The sequence below is a fragment of the Paraburkholderia sp. EG287B genome, from assembly GCF_040965595.1.
Taxonomy (GTDB): domain Bacteria; phylum Pseudomonadota; class Gammaproteobacteria; order Burkholderiales; family Burkholderiaceae; genus Paraburkholderia.
Genome location: NZ_JBFRCG010000001.1, coordinates 134,487 through 149,149 on the forward strand (window position 1 = coordinate 134,487; position 14,663 = coordinate 149,149).

General features: G+C 65.5%; 11 protein-coding genes. 9 read left to right on the top strand and 2 right to left on the bottom strand.

Annotated features, from left to right (window positions below; all coding sequences use genetic code 11):
- Positions 1-34 precede the first annotated feature (34 nt).
- The 6 genes from AB4Y40_RS00615 (at position 35) to AB4Y40_RS00640 (ending at position 9,020) form a co-directional block, all read left to right on the top strand.
- Positions 35-1,507, top strand: a complete 1,473-nt coding sequence (locus tag AB4Y40_RS00615; protein WP_368686036.1) for a TolC family protein — start codon at positions 35-37, stop codon at positions 1,505-1,507.
- Positions 1,508-1,512: 5 nt separating this feature from the next.
- Entirely contained in the window at positions 1,513-2,652 is a 1,140-nt protein-coding gene (locus AB4Y40_RS00620; RefSeq protein WP_368686037.1) for an efflux RND transporter periplasmic adaptor subunit, read from the top strand.
- Entirely contained in the window at positions 2,649-5,702 is a 3,054-nt protein-coding gene (locus AB4Y40_RS00625) for an efflux RND transporter permease subunit (protein ID WP_368686038.1), read from the top strand. The genes AB4Y40_RS00620 and AB4Y40_RS00625 overlap by 4 nt, the downstream gene beginning before the upstream one ends.
- A gap of 305 nt (positions 5,703-6,007) precedes the next feature.
- Entirely contained in the window at positions 6,008-6,550 is a 543-nt protein-coding gene (locus AB4Y40_RS00630) for a hypothetical protein (RefSeq protein WP_368686039.1), read from the top strand.
- A gap of 88 nt (positions 6,551-6,638) precedes the next feature.
- The gene (locus AB4Y40_RS00635; protein ID WP_368686337.1) at positions 6,639-7,730 is read left to right on the top strand and encodes a porin; all 1,092 of its coding nucleotides are present in this window, start codon (positions 6,639-6,641) and stop codon (positions 7,728-7,730) included.
- 252 nt (positions 7,731-7,982) lie between these two features.
- Positions 7,983-9,020: a zinc-dependent alcohol dehydrogenase family protein gene (locus AB4Y40_RS00640; RefSeq protein WP_368686040.1), complete on the top strand. Its 1,038-nt coding sequence runs from the start codon at positions 7,983-7,985 to the stop codon at positions 9,018-9,020.
- A 154-nt stretch (positions 9,021-9,174) separates the two neighbouring features.
- On the opposite strand, the gene AB4Y40_RS00645 is transcribed toward AB4Y40_RS00640, so the two are convergent.
- Positions 9,175-10,059 carry a DUF2092 domain-containing protein gene (locus tag AB4Y40_RS00645; RefSeq protein WP_368686041.1) on the bottom strand — a complete coding sequence of 295 codons (885 nt, stop codon included), beginning with the start codon at positions 10,057-10,059 and terminating at the stop codon, positions 9,175-9,177.
- 214 nt (positions 10,060-10,273) lie between these two features.
- Here AB4Y40_RS00645 and AB4Y40_RS00650 point away from each other — a divergent pair, with 214 nt between their 5' ends.
- Genes AB4Y40_RS00650 through AB4Y40_RS00660 form a run of 3 tightly spaced genes read left to right on the top strand, consistent with a single transcriptional unit; the run spans position 10,274 to position 13,779 of the window.
- Positions 10,274-11,713, top strand: coding sequence for an MFS transporter (locus AB4Y40_RS00650; RefSeq protein ID WP_368686042.1), 1,440 nt, complete (start codon positions 10,274-10,276; stop codon positions 11,711-11,713).
- A gap of 24 nt (positions 11,714-11,737) precedes the next feature.
- The gene (locus AB4Y40_RS00655) at positions 11,738-12,934 is read left to right on the top strand and encodes a CaiB/BaiF CoA transferase family protein (protein WP_368686043.1); all 1,197 of its coding nucleotides are present in this window, start codon (positions 11,738-11,740) and stop codon (positions 12,932-12,934) included.
- Between the two features lie 2 nt (positions 12,935-12,936).
- Positions 12,937-13,779: a citryl-CoA lyase gene (locus AB4Y40_RS00660; RefSeq protein WP_368686044.1), complete on the top strand. Its 843-nt coding sequence runs from the start codon at positions 12,937-12,939 to the stop codon at positions 13,777-13,779.
- Between the two features lie 74 nt (positions 13,780-13,853).
- On the opposite strand, the gene AB4Y40_RS00665 is transcribed toward AB4Y40_RS00660, so the two are convergent.
- Complete coding sequence (locus tag AB4Y40_RS00665; protein ID WP_368686045.1) at positions 13,854-14,624, bottom strand: IclR family transcriptional regulator; 771 nt, start codon at positions 14,622-14,624, stop codon at positions 13,854-13,856.
- Between the last annotated feature and the right edge of the window lie 39 nt (positions 14,625-14,663).

The window sequence follows — 14,663 nt, forward strand, 5'->3', positions numbered from 1 at the left end:
TCATGCTGCGCGGGATTGGCTTGAGGAGTCCATTTTGTCCAGCACGCAGTCTCGCGCGATGGTTCCGCGCGTCTTTCGCTTCTACAGACCGAATCGCGCGCGCGCCACGCTCGTCGCCGTTGCATCGGGCACCTCACTGCTTGCCGGTTGCGCAAGCTACCAGGCGCAGCCACTGGCTACGGGTCCTTCGTTGACCACGCAGGATGCGCTCGCACGGGTGCAGATCGATCCCGCGAAAATGCCGTTGCCCGAGCTTGCGGCACATCGCTTCGATCCGTCGAATGGCTTGGACATCGAAGACGTCGCGATGCTGGCAGTCGCCAATAATCCCGACCTGAAACTTGCGCGAGACGATCTCGGCATTGCGCACGCGCAGGCGTTTTCAGCAGGACTCCTGCCGGATCCCCAGGTGAGTATCTCCAGCGACTATCCCGGCGCCGCTGGGTTGTCGCGCGCGTTCAGCTACGGCCTGAGCATGGACGTGATGGCGATTGTCACGCGTGGCGCGAACACGAAGTCCGCCAACGCCACGGTTCGCAAGACCGATCTCGGTCTGCTCTGGCAGGAGTGGCAGGTCGTGGCGCAGGCGAAGCAGCTGTACGTGAGAGCGCGCTTTCAGGATGAGGTGTTGCCGCTGCTCGAGCAGCAGACGGCGCTCGCCCGCACGCGTTACGAACGCACCGCCCAAGCGGCAAACGAGCACAACGTGACAGCAGACAGCGTCACCGCGTCGCTCACCGCGTACGAAGACGCCCGCAAGCCATACACCGACATGCAGCACGCGCGCGAGCAGACGCACCATGACCTCAATGCGCTGCTCGGCCTCGCGCCCGACACGACGCTTGCGCTCACAGGCGACACGGCAGTCACGCCGATGCCCGATGGTACGCTCGACGCTGCCGTTGCGAAGCTGGCGCAGCGCCGTCCCGATCTGATCGCGCTGCAGGCCGGCTACGAGGCGCAGGAGCAGAAGTACCGCGCCGCGATCCTCAACCAGTTCCCCAGTCTTTCGGTGGGCTTTACGCGGCAGCGCGACACTTCGGAAATCTACACGAGCGGCTTCGCGATCAACCTCACGCTGCCGGTCTTCAACCGCAATCGCGGCAATATCGCCATCGAGCAGGCCACGCGGCGGCGTCTCGCGGACGAATACCAGACACGCCTGAACGCGGCTTACGCCGATATCGCCCACCTGCGAGCCGACAGCGCGATTGCCGCGCATCAACTCGATCAGGATGACGCCGCGCTGCCGGCGCTCGAGCGTGCCGCCGCGCAGGCGCGCGACGCCTACGCGGCGCGCAACATCGTGCTCGGCCAGTACGTCGACGCGCAAAGCACGGCGCTCGCGCGCCGCATCGATGCCGCCACCGCGCGCGAGGCGCTAGCGGAGCAACGCATTGGCCTCCAGGCGCTGCTCGGCAGCGCGATTCCCGATCCTGATCAGACTCCGCCCGCGCGAGGCGCCACTGCTGAAAGCGCGCCCACCAATACCCTCGTTGCACGTTGATCTCCATGACTGAGCACCGCTTTCTTTCCGGCACGCGTACGCGTGTCGCCGTCTGCGCAGTTGGCGCAGCGGCCGCGCTCGCCGCCGGCGCAGCGCTTTTCGCGCCGCATGCAGCGCGCGCGGATGTCGCCGGCGCTTCGGGCGGCCCGCCGGCGCCATCCGCGGCCGTGCAGGTCGTGCACGTGAAGCGCCAGCCGGTCGCCCAAACCGTCGTCGCGTATGGCGCGGTCGCGTCTGCGGCCTCGAACGCCACGACCATCAGCCTGCCGTATCTCGCACGCGTCACGCGCGTGCTCGTGCAGCCCGGCCAGACCGTTGCGCAGGGCGCTGCGCTATTCGTCGTGCAAGCCGATCCCAACGCCGTGATCGCCTATACGCAAGCGCAAAGCGCAGCGACGCTCGCGCGTGGCGAACTCGCTCGCACCGGCTCGCTCTTTCACGACGGTCTCGCCACGCAATCGCAGCTCGCCGCGGCGCAAAAAGCGCTGGATGACGCACAGCAGGCGCTCGCCGCGCAACAAGCGACGGGTATTGCGCCGGGTTCGAAAACGATCGCGGCGCCAGTGGCCGGCGTCATCGCGCAGCTTGCCGCGGTGCCGGGCGACCGGATCCAGGCGGGCACGGCACTCGCCCAGCTCGTTGCATCCAATGGCGCCGCGGGCAATGCCGCGAACATTTCGCTGGGCGTCGAACCCGCCGACGCGCTCACGCTGCGCGCCGGCGATCGTGTCGTGCTGCGCCCGCTGTCCGCCTCGCTCGGTTCGCAGCGGGCGCAAGGGCGCATCGTGCTCGTCGGCGCAGCCATCGACGCGCAGAGCCAGCTCGTGAACGTGAGTGCGAACGTGCCGCTCGCGGGCGCCGCGTTCCTGCCGGGAACGCGCGTGCGGGCCGACATCGATACGCAGGCCGGCACGTGGTGGAACGTGCCGCGCGCCGCGGTGCTGCGGGACGCGAAGGGCAGCTATGTGTTTCAGGTCGCGCCGACCAACAAGGCGCACCGCGTCGATGTGCAGGTGAAAGTCGAGCATGGCGATACGTACGGCGTGGATGGCGCGCTCGACGCCTCGCGGCCGCTCGTCGTCGTCGGCAACTACGAACTCGAAGACGGCATGGCCGTGCGCGTGGCGCAAGGCGGCGCGCGATGACGTTCAGCCAGTGGATGCAGCGCCACCGTCGTTCGCTGCTGTTCGTGATCGCGCTTGCCGCGCTTGCCGGTGCGCTCACCGCGCTGCGCCTGCCGATCTCGCTCTTTCCGAACGTGTCCTTTCCGCGCGCCGTGATTTCGCTCGACGCGGGCGACCGTCCGGCCGAACAGATGGTGACGCTCGTCACTATGCCGGTGGAGGAAGCGTTGCGGCGCGTGCCGAACGTGCGCGACGTGGAATCCCGCACGAGTCGGGGCTCAGCGGAAATCTCGCTGAATTTCGACTGGGGTACGGACATGGCGCAAGCCACGTTGCAGGCGCAGTCGGCCATTGCCGAGATTCTCGCGACGCTGCCGCCCGGCACCAGCATGCAGGTGCGCCGGATGGACCCCACGGTGTTTCCGGTGCTCGCGTACAGCCTGACGTCGTCGCGCCTGTCGCTCTCGCAGCTCTACGACCTCGCCCAGTTCCAGTTGCGTCCGCTGCTTTCCTCCGTGGCGGGCGTGGCGCGCGTTGACGTGACGGGTGGGGCGCGCGACGAGCTCGAAGTGGCCGTCGATCCCGCCCGCCTCGCGACGTACAAGCTTTCGGTCGCCGATATCTCGCGCGCGATCGGCGCGGGCAACGTGCTGATGGCCACCGGGCGCATCGAGGACCACGACAAGCTCTTTCTCGTCGTGGCGAATTCGGCTTTCAGCGGGCTCGATACGCTGAAAAACGTGGTCGTGTCGTCCGCCGGCGCGACGCAGATCCGCCTGCGCGATGTGGCCACCGTCACCCAGGGGACCGTGCCGCAATGGATCCGCGTGACCGCCGACGGCCAGGATGCGGTGCTGATCAACGTCTACCAGCAGCCCGGCGCGAACAGTGTGGCGATGGCGCAGGCGATTCGTGCGCGCCTCAAGGACTTCGGCCCGCAGATGCCGCACGGCGTGACGCTCTCGAACTGGTACGACCAGAGCGAGCTCGTGATCGCCTCGGCCACCAGCGTACGCGATGCCATCATGATTGGCGTGGTGCTCGCGGCGCTCACGCTCTTCGTATTTCTGCGCAACACGAAGATCACGCTCATCGCCGTGGCGCTCGTGCCTATCGTGATGGCGGCGACCATTCTGCTGCTCGACGTGTTCGGCATGGGCTTCAACATCATGACGCTCGGCGGGATGGCCGCGGCGGTGGGCCTCGTGATCGACGATGCCATCGTGATGATCGAGCACATCGCGCGGCGGATGCGCGAAGCGGGCGCGCATGCGTTTCATGGCCGCGTGATGAGCGCGGCGCTCGAATTTACACGGCCGCTCGCCGGCTCTTCGGCGGCAACGCTCATCATCTTCGTGCCGCTGGCGTTTCTCTCGGGCGTAACCGGCGCGTTCTTCAAGGCGCTTTCGGTGACGATGGCGAGCGCGCTCTTTATCTCGTTCCTCGTCACGTGGCTCGCCATCCCGATTCTCTGCGATCGCTGGCTCACGGCGAAGGATGCCGAGGAGCATCGCGAAACGCGTTTCGCTGCATGGCTGAACCGTGCCTACGCGCGGCTCGTCTCGCGCGTGAGCGCGCGGCCCCTGTGGGTGCTCGCGCTCGTCGTTCCGCTGGCGCTGCTTTCGGCGCTCGCGTTCACGCGGGTCGGCAGCGGCTTCATGCCGTCGATGGACGAGGGCGGTTTCGTGCTCGACTATCACACGCAGCCGGGCACGTCGATCACCGAAACCGATCGCCTGATGCAACAGATCGAAGCGATCATTCGCGCGAACCCGAATGTGGCGACATATTCCCGCCGCACCGGCGCCGGACTTGGCGGCGACCTGAACGAGCCGAACAAGGGGGACTTCTTCGTGCGCCTGAAGTCGGGCAGCCGCGAACCCATCGACACGGTGATGGAGGAGATCCGTTCGCGGATCGAAACAAACGTGCCCGGTGTGAGCGTCGAGCTGGCGCAGTTAATGGAGGACCTGATCGGCGACCTCACGGCGGTTCCGCAGCCCGTGCAGATCAAGATCTACTCGGACGACGCTCATGTGCTCGATACGACCGCCCAACGTGTGGCCGCACGCATCGGCAAGATTAGCGGCATCGTCGACGTGAACGACGGCATCAATCCTGCCGGCGACGCCATCGATCTGCGCATCCGGCCCGACGCCGCGGCTGCCGAAGGCATGGACCCGCAGGCAGTCGCGCAGCAGGTCTCGGACCTGCTGGACGGCAACGTGGCCACGCAGTTCCAGAACGGCCCGAAGACGGTCGGCGTGCGCGTGCGTGCGCAAGGCGCGCTGCAAATGACGGACACCGAACTCGCGCGCCTGCCGTTGCGTGCGGCGGACGGGCACGTGTTCGCGCTCGCACGCGTTGCCGACCCGGTGCACGTAAGCGGGCAACCCGAGATCAGTCGCGACAACCTCAAGCGCATGGTGGCGGTGACGGCACGCATCGACGGGCGCGACCTCGGCTCGACCATTGCCGACGTGCAGCGCGCGCTTGCCGATCCCGCGCTCCTGCCAACGGGCGTCTACTACGAACTGGGCGGCTTGTACCAGCAACAGCAGATCGCCTTCAAGGGGCTGCTCGCGGTGTTCGGCGCGGCCGTAGCGCTGGTGTTCGGCTTGCTGCTGTTCCTCTATGAGCGCTTTCGTGTAGCGCTCGCGGTGATGGCGATGCCGCTGCTCGCCACCGGCGCCGTTTTCATCGGGCTGTGGGCGACGGGCATCGAACTCAACATCTCCGCGATGATGGGCATGACGATGATCGTCGGCATCGTGACGGAGGTCGCGATCTTCTACGTTTCCGAGTTCCAGGGGCTCGTACGCGACGAAGGCGTGCCGCTCGAGGAGGCGTTGCAGGCCGCGGGCCGCAATCGCCTGCGGCCGATCGCGATGACGACCATCGCAGCCATTCTCGCGCTGCTGCCGCTCGCCTTCGCGCTCGGCCAGGGTTCCGCGATGCAGCAACCGCTCGCCGTCGCGATCATCTCGGGCTTGATCGTGCAGATGCCGCTCGTGCTGCTGGTGCTGCCCGTGCTGCTGCGCCTCCTGCTCCGAGTAAAAGGGGGGAGGTGAGGGCGGCAGTTGAATTGCGTTTGCAGACCTGGCGTTGCGAAGTCGTTTCCGCCGTATCGATTTCTCTTATCGGCGACCGGGTCTGCAAGCCGGTCTGCCGGCCTCCCGCCGTGCAACGATGAATTGCGCCAAGCCTTGTCCCGCTTGGCGCTGCGCGGCTCACCGCGAGTCACGGTCTTGCGTTGCGCGCGCTTTCTTGCCCGCAAAGCGCCTCTTGCCTGCCGTTAACCCGATGTAGTTTTCCGTAAGCCCCGTTTCTATCTTGGCGAAAAACATTTCGTGCAGTACGACAGGAGGAGGCGGCGATGAGCGGCAATGCAAGCGTAGGTGAGGGTGGGTATCAAGGGACGAGAGCGGCTATCGACGGCAAGCCGACGCTCGGCGCAATCTTGCGCGCCGGCATAGCCGGCGGCTTGACGGGCGCGGTGATCATCTGGATTTACGAGGCGCTCATCTGGGTCGGCGCCCAGCATCTCATGCCGCTTGCGGGCATTCCCCGCAACGCGACCGGCCTCGTGTTCGGCAAGGGCGTACAGGACTCGCTCGGCATCTGGGCGTATTTCCTCGGCACTGCCATCCATTTCTTCTTCGCCATTGCGTGGGGCGTACTGTTCGCTGCGATCTGGCCGTATTTCCGCCGCCGCGGCTACGAGGCCACGTTCGTCGCGCTCTTTTACGCGATCCTGGCCTGGATCGTCATGCATGTGGCGATCAGCATCGCGTCAGACAACCATCCCAATTACTACGACCCGGTCGTCATCATCGGCGGTTTCATGTCGCACTTTTGCTTCACTGTGCCGCTCGCCCTCGTGGTGAAGCGCATGCTCGCGACCGACCGCACAAGCTGACGCCTTCAGCGTCAGGACCAATCTATCAAGAAGTCAACAACAGGGGAAAGTGACGATGTCGTTAAATAGAGGATTCCTTAGCTTGTCGGTGATCGCTGCGGCAGTCGTCGCCGGCACGCCGGCAATGGCGCAATCGTCGGTGACGCTCTACGGCGTGCTCGACGTGTTCGCCGGCTACCAGAACACGAAAGTCGACGGCAAGACCACGTCGCTCGCCGTGCTCGGCAATAACGGCTTGATGACGAGCCGGTGGGGCTTGCGCGGCACGGAGGACATAGGCGGCGGATACCGCGTGAACTTCGCGCTGGAGAGCGGCTTCGATCCGGGTACGGGCAAGCTGCAGAACAGCTACCGGTTCTTCGATCGCCAGGCGTGGGTCGGTGTGGGCGGCGGCTTCGGCGAGGTGCGCTTCGGCCGCCAGAACACGCCGATGTTCGCCTGGAGCGGCAATATGGACGCCTTCAGCGCGGCGACCTACGCCTCGGGCTACAACAACTTTGCGAACTGGCTGGCACGCGTCGACAACGACATTGCGTGGATTTCGCCGAAGTTCGTGGGGACCCAGGTCGAACTGCATTATTCGGTGGGCGGCCAGCCGGGCACGCTCGCGGGCAATGCCGTGTATCAGGCCGGCGTGCAGACCACCCAGGGCCCGGTTTATCTCGCGCTTGCCTATTTGAACGCGGCGAATGCGACAGCCTCCAACCGTGTGCAGGAATTCATGGCGGGCGGCAATCTCGACTACGGGTGGGGGCGCATCTATGTCGGCTATTTCCGCGCCAACGACGTCATTTCCGCGACCACCGGCAATGCGCTCAGCAACCCGGCAGGCAAATACGACCCGACAGTCGGGCCGGTTGGCAATACAGCAGGCGACTGGCACAGCACGTATTCGCTTTCGGCCGACTACCGCTTCACGCCGTTCTTGAGCGTGGGCGCCGGCGCCGCCTACACCAAGGACAGCACGCATCTCGACAACGACGCCCTGCAATATGGGGCGATCGTCAACTACGATCTTTCGAAGGGGACCCGGCTATACGGCACGATTTCCGAACTGAAGAACTACGGCACCGCGCAGTTCAAGATGGCGGGCGCCAGCATTACGACGGGTTCGTTCCTGACGCCGGGACCCGGTCAGAGCGAATTCGGCGTGCAGGTCGGCATCCGCCATCTGTTCTAGTATTTGAGCGAGTGCAAGAAATCTCATGCTTAACGCATGAACCTCCACACCATCACTTCGTAGCCGTCGGACCTTGGACTACGATCATGAATGGAAGGGCGAAGTCGTCGATATTTCGGATCCATTCTCGGCGGCTCACCGCGTATCGAAATAAGCAAACCTTGCAGGGGAAGACGGACTCGCCGCGCGCCCGCTGACCGAAAGGAGGGCGCCCGGCGAGCCGGCACATTTCCGGTTGTCGATGGAGGAACCATGAAAGCACTGGTTTACAACGGTCCGGGCAAGTTCGCACTCGAAACGCGGCCAATGCCCGCCTTGCAGGGACCCGGCGACGCCGTCGTCAAGATCTCGAAGACGACGATCTGCGGCACCGATCTCCACATTCTCAAGGGCGACGTGCCGAGTTGCGAGCCGGGCCGCATTCTCGGCCACGAAGGCGTGGGCGTCGTCCACGAGATCGGCAGCGGCGTCTCGACGCTGAAAGTCGGAGATCACGTGCTCGTCTCGTGCATCTCGAGCTGCGGACAGTGCGAGTACTGCCGGCGCGGCATGTATTCGCACTGCAAGACGGGCGGCTGGATACTCGGCAATCGCATCGACGGCACGCAGGCCGAATACGTGCGTACGCCGCACGCGCAAACGAGCCTGTACCGGATTCCCGACGGCCTCGACGAGGCCGCGCTCGTGATGCTCGCGGACATCCTGCCGACGGGTTTCGAATGCGGCGTGCTCAACGGCAAGGTCGAACCCGGCAGCACGGTGGCCATCGTCGGCTCCGGGCCAATCGGGCTGGCCGCGCTCCTGACTGCGCAGTTTTATTCGCCCGCGCAGATCATCATGATCGATATGGACCCCAACCGTCTGGAATGCGCGAAGAAATTCGGCGCGACGGCGTGCATCGATCCGCGCGCGGGCGACGCCGTCGATGCGGTGATGAAGCTCACGGATGGCGTGGGCGTCGATTGCGCGATGGAGGCCGTTGGCGTGCCTGCGACGTTCGAACTGTGCCAGCAGATCGTGGCGCCGGGCGGCGTGATTGCGAACATCGGTGTGCACGGCGTGCCGGCTTCGCTTTTCCTCGACAAGCTCTGGGATCGCAACGTGGCGATCACGACGCGTCTCGTCGACACAGTGAGCACGCCCATGCTGCTCAAGACCGTGCGCGCCGGACGGATCGATCCGAACCGGCTGATCACGCACCGGTTTTCGTTCGAAGACATGCCCAAGGCGTATGAGACGTTTTCGCAGGCGGCCAGCACGCAGGCGCTGAAGGTGATTGTCGAGATGTGATGCGGTCGATACGGATGTTAAAAACTGCGATAATTTATCTTATGTTAAATACAAAAAAATCCACGGGCGGCGCCACCTGGCAAGTCTTCCCGCCCGTCGGTACCCCGGTCCCGATAGCCCGCAATCATCGGGACCGATTCTCAGCGCCGGCCGGTCACTGAACCTCCTCGAACGAAGGCCTCACGACAGCAGCCGGCTCCAGTTCGATTCGCTTCGCACCGGGTTTCGGATGCAACGCGAATGTCGATGCGACGAACCATGGCGACAGATTCCAGTGGTATGTCACTTCATGGCGCGGCCTCGAAGACTGGGTCGTATCCGTGACGACCAAATGGCACGGCAGCGGCCGCCGTCCCTGTTCGATCCACATCTCCCAGTCGGCGCCACGCTGCTGAAACGCGTAATGCGTGCACCAGCGTGTATCGACCTTCTCGACGCCGAGCACCTGCGCCGCCGTAATCGCCGCGTTGTCGTCCTTGCCGTTGCCCCAGTAGAAAAGCTCCGCGAGCGGCGCTTCGATACGCCAGCTATTCGCAAGTTCGCGTACGAGGCCATCGAGCGTCGGTGGCGCGTCATTGCGCGTGTAAAAGCCCTTCTGTTCGTTGAAGGTCATGAACTCGCGGCCGTCATAGACCAGTCCACGCACGTTGCCGTTGCCCGTGATCTCGGCGCGTAGCCGGTCGGGCCGCTTGACCTCGAGCACCGTATGACGCAGCAGCGCGGCGTTCTGGCCGTTGTCGAGCACGACGTCGGTCGACGTGTCCGCGTTGACCTCGAACCGGCGCAACGTGCGCAGATAAGCGCCCATGGCATTGAGCGCGTCGAGCGCCTGCGGATCGACGGCGGGTTGCGGTTGCGGTGCGTTCGCGGCGGCGGTTCCCTCGCCGTTGTCGAGATCGGTGAGCGGCGATGGCACATTCGATTGCGCCTGCGTGTACCCCTCGCTCTGCGGATGCGCACAGCCGGAGAGCGCGATAGCGGCGCAGAGCGACAAGGCGAGCGCGGCAGGAACGCCTCCGGAAAAGACTTTCTTTTTCAAGACGTCTCCTGACTGAGCATCCGAATAAAACGACGGCGTTGTAGCACTCGGCATGCCCAATGGCGCTCTGTGAGGCGCACCCTGCACGTCCCACTCAGTAAAAGCCCTGGTCGGTTGGCTCACCGCCTCGCAGTATCATCGAGCCATATTTTTAGAACGATGTTCTATCAGATAGAACGAAGAGACACACCAACGAAGCGTTCAGGAGATTCCGATGTCCAGCTTGCCAATCGGAGCGACACACGCGTCGCTCCGGGACCACGCCGCCGCGCCCGTCAGTGCGGCCGAGATCAACGCGCGCATTGACCGTCTGCCGGCCACGCGCACCATCTGGACGCTCGTGCTCCTGCTTTCGCTGGGCGGCTGGTTCGAGTTCTACGATTTGTTCTTCACGGCCTATGTCGGGCCGGGCCTCGTGAAAAGCGGCCTCTACTCGACCACCACGGCTTCGTTCTTCGGCTTCTCGGGTCTCGGCGCCTTCGTGGCGGCGTCGTTCGCGGGGCTCTTCATCGGCACGTTCTGCCTGACCAGGCTTGCCGACCGCTATGGCCGCCGCACGCTGTTCACTGCCTCCCTGCTCTGGTATTCGGTTGCGACCTGCATCATGGCGCTGCAGACGAGCGCGCCCGGCATCAACCTGTGGCGCCTCATCGCGGGCATTGGCGTGGGCGTCGAACTCGTCACCATCGACACCTACGTGAGCGAACTCGTGCCCAAGCACATGCGCGGCCGCGCATTCGCGTTCGTGCATCTGGTGCAGTACACGGCCGTGCCGGCTGTCGCCTTGCTCGCATGGTGGTTCGTGCCGCGCGCGCCGCTCGGCTTCGACGGCTGGCGCTGGGTCGTCATGTTCGGCGCGTTCGGCGCGCTCATCGCCTGGGCGATCCGTCGCCGCGTGCCCGAGAGCGCGCGCTGGCTCGCGCAGCGCGGCCGCACAGAGGAAGCCGCGCGCATTCTCGCAAGGCTCGAAGCGAAGATCGAGGCGCAGCACGGGCGCGTGCTGCCCGCGCCTGTCGTCGAATCGGCCAGCACGCAAACGCTCGCCAAGGCGCGCTTCGCCGAGATCTGGCAGCCGCCTTACCGTCGCCGCACGATCACCCTGCTCGTCTTCAACCTGTTTCAGGCCATTGGCTTCTACGGCTTCGCGTCGTGGGTGCCGACGCTGCTCATTTCCAAGGGCGTCACGGTCACGCACAGCCTGCTCTACTCGTTCGTGATCGCCGCGTCGAATCCGTTCGGCCCCCTGCTCGGCATGGCGATTGCCGACCGCATCGAGCGCAAGACGCTCGTCGTGCTCTCCGCGCTCGCCATCGCCGTCTGCGGCACGCTGTTCGCCATGCAAACCTCGGCCGGCATGCTCATGTTCCTCGGCGTGCTCATCACACTGGGCGGCACGCTGCTCTCGGTTGGCTATCACGCGTACCAGGTCGAGTTGTTCCCCACGCGCATGCGCGCCACCGCCGTTGGCTTCGTTTATTCGATGTCGCGCCTCTCCGCTATGTTCTCGGGTTTCATGATCGCGTTCGCCCTGCGCCACTTCGGTGTGCCGGGCGTTTTCGCGCTGATCACGGGCGCGATGATCGTGGTGATGGCGGCCATCGGCATCTTCGGGCCGCGCACGAAGAATCGCGCGCTCGACGACATCTCCCGCTAATTTATTCAATACGAGGCTGTCACCATGCTCCCGTTAGCCGGCGTGCGCGTCCTGGATCTGTCGAATGTGCTCGCGGGTCCGTTCTGCGCCTATCAACTCGCGCTCTTCGGCGCCGAAGTCACCAAGGTCGAGCATCCTGAAGGCGGCGATCTTGCTCGGCGCCTCGGGGCCGACAAGGACGCCGCGGCGCGCAATATGGGCGCGTCGTTCGTGGCCGTGAATGCGGGCAAGCGCTCGATCACGCTGAACCTGAAAGACCCGCGCGGCAAGGCCATTCTGCTCGATCTGGTACGCCACGCCGACGTCCTCGTCGAAAACTTCCGCCCCGGCGTGATGGACCGCCTCGAACTCGGCTACGATCAGTTATCCAAAGTGAATCCAGCGCTGGTCTACTGTGCGATTTCCGGTTTCGGCGACGAAGGCGAGCTGTCGCGCCGCCCGGCGTACGACCAGATCATTCAGGGCATGTCCGGCGTGATGAGCGTGACGGGCGACGCGCACAGCGCGCCGCTGCGCGTAGGCTATCCCGTCTCCGATACGGTGGGCGGTCTCACCGCCGCGTTCGGTGTTTGCGCGGCGCTCGTCGACGCGCGCACGAGCGGCCGCGGGCGGCGTCTCGACGTTTCGATGCTCGAAGCCACGCTCGCGACCATGGGCTGGGTCGTGTCGAACTACCTGAACGCCGGGGTCGAGCCCGCGCCGATGGGCAACGAGAATTTCACGGCCGCACCCTCAGGCACCTTCCGCACCGGCGCGGGCCTGCTCAATATCGCGGCAAACGAAACGCGCCAGTTCGAAAGCCTGTGCGAGGTGATCGGCCGCCCCGACCTGCCGCGCGACGAGCGTTTTGCCGCGCGCCATTCGCGCAAGCAGTACCGCGAAGCGCTCAAAGCCGAGATCGAAGCCGCGCTCGCCGCGGACAGCGCGGCGAACTGGGAAACGCGCCTGCTCGAGCGCGGCGTGCCCGTGGGCCGTGTGCTCTCGGTGCCCGAAATCCTCGCGCATCCGCATCTGGCCGAACGGCGCTTCATCCGCGAGTTCGAACCGGCACAGGGCGAAGCCGCGCAACGCGTGACGCGCGCGGGCCTGCGGCTCGCCGATGCCGACGCCGCGCCCGCCACGCCCGCCCCGACCCTCGGCGCCCACACGCGCGAAACGCTCGCACAACTCGGTTACGAAGCCGCCCAAATCGACGCCCTCCACCATGACGGAGTGATCTGACCATGCCGACCACGAACACGACCACGCCCGACCTCGCCGCCCTTTGCGCCGACTACTGGAGCACCTCGATCATCGACATCCACCCGGGCTCCATCAAGGTGCGCGGCTATCCGATCCAGGAGCTGATCGGCAACGTGAGTTTCCCGCAGATGATCTGGCTGATGCTGCGCGGCGAACTGCCCGGCGACGAAGAGGCCACGCTGCTCGAAGCGGCGCTCGTGGCCTCGGTCGATCACGGGCCACATGCGCCTTCGATCGCGATCTCGCGCATGGCCACGAGCTGCGGCTTGCCGATCAACGGCGCAATGGCCTCGGCGCTCAACGCACTCGACGACGTGCACGGCGGCGCCGGCCAGCAGGCGGTCGAACTCTATGCCGACATCGCCGCGCGCATCGTGGCTGGCGCCCCATTCGAAGCGGCAGTCGAAGCCGGCGTAGACGAGTTCATCGCCCATCACGGCAAGTATCTGCCGGGCTTCGGCCATCGCTTTCATCCGGTCGATCCACGCGCCGGACGGCTGCTCGCGCTCGTCGATGCCCGTGTGGCGTCCGGCACCATCAAGGGCCGCTATGCCGCAATTGCGCGCGGCATCGAAGCCTTGCTGAAAAAGCGCAAGGACCGGCCCGTGCCGATGAACATCGACGGCGTAACCGCTGTCATCTACGCCGAACTGGGCTTTGCGCCCGAACTGGCGCGCGGCGTGTTCTGCCTCTCGCGCGCCGTGGGCATCCTCGCGCATGCGTGGGAGCAGCGCGGACGCGGCGAGCGTAACAAGGGGCCCATGCCGCGCCAGATTCCGTATGCCTATACCGGCGCGCCGGAGCGACATCTGGAGCAGTCCTGATCAACGCGCCGTGAAAGCGAGCGCGTGCAAACGGCGTCTAGCGTCCGAAGTGTTTGCGCTAGCCGCCCGTGGCCTCAGGCGTCCTGGCGTGCGCGCGCAGCGTGCGCACGCTGGGCGGCGCGCAGTGCGCGCGAGTCGCCGCCGAGCGCGTCGGTAGCGCGTATCGCGCATTCGAACAACGCGTCGAGATGGCGCTCGACGAACGCCGCGTCGATACGCGAACTCGGCCCGGCGAGCGTGAGCACGCCACGCAAGGTATCGTGAACGCCGAACACGGGCATGGAAACGCCGGCGGTTTCGCGGTCGCGCTCGCCGATCGAGATGCAGTAGAAGTCGTGGCGAATGGTCTCGAACGGCTCGCCCGGCTCGCCGCCGAATGCCAGCAGCGCGCGGCCGCCAGATCCGCTTTCGAGCGGCAGCACGTCGCCCTCACGCACATGATGGCGCACCACATGATGCGAATCGACGCGATGCAGGCACACGCGCACCGCGTTGTCGCGCACGTAGAACGAAACGCTCTCCCCGCTCGCAGCGGCCAGTTCGCGCATGAGCGGCAGCAGAATGTCGCCCATGTTGAGGCTACGCTGATAGAGCGCGCCCAGCGCGAACGTGGCGGGGCCGAGCTGGTAGCGGCCGTCGTCGAGGCGCAGCAGCAGGCGATGCTGAATCAGAGCGCCGGCCAGCCGCAGCAACGTGCTTTTATAGAGCCCCGTGCGCGCCGCGAGTTCGGCGAGCGTGAGCGCGCTGTCTCCCGGTCGAAACGCGAACAGGATGGCACACGCGCGGTCGATGACAGCGACGCCTTCTTCTTTCTTGACCGTACCAGCCGGGTCTTGCGCGGGCATGAATGGAAAACGTGGGGATTGGGAATGCGTTCGATTTTA

What these genes read in the sequence shown, in the direction of transcription:
- AB4Y40_RS00650 (WP_368686042.1), top strand. Translation starts at nt 10,274, where the DNA reads ATGTCCAGCTTGCCAATCGGAGCGACACACGCGTCGCTCCGGGACCAC.
- AB4Y40_RS00660 (WP_368686044.1), top strand. Translation starts at nt 12,937, where the DNA reads ATGCCGACCACGAACACGACCACGCCCGACCTCGCCGCCCTTTGCGCC.
- AB4Y40_RS00625 (WP_368686038.1), top strand. Translation starts at nt 2,649, where the DNA reads ATGACGTTCAGCCAGTGGATGCAGCGCCACCGTCGTTCGCTGCTGTTC.
- AB4Y40_RS00620 (WP_368686037.1), top strand. Translation starts at nt 1,513, where the DNA reads ATGACTGAGCACCGCTTTCTTTCCGGCACGCGTACGCGTGTCGCCGTC.
- AB4Y40_RS00630 (WP_368686039.1), top strand. Translation starts at nt 6,008, where the DNA reads ATGAGCGGCAATGCAAGCGTAGGTGAGGGTGGGTATCAAGGGACGAGA.
- AB4Y40_RS00655 (WP_368686043.1), top strand. Translation starts at nt 11,738, where the DNA reads ATGCTCCCGTTAGCCGGCGTGCGCGTCCTGGATCTGTCGAATGTGCTC.
- AB4Y40_RS00640 (WP_368686040.1), top strand. Translation starts at nt 7,983, where the DNA reads ATGAAAGCACTGGTTTACAACGGTCCGGGCAAGTTCGCACTCGAAACG.
- AB4Y40_RS00665 (WP_368686045.1), bottom strand. Translation starts at nt 14,624, where the DNA reads ATGCCCGCGCAAGACCCGGCTGGTACGGTCAAGAAAGAAGAAGGCGTC.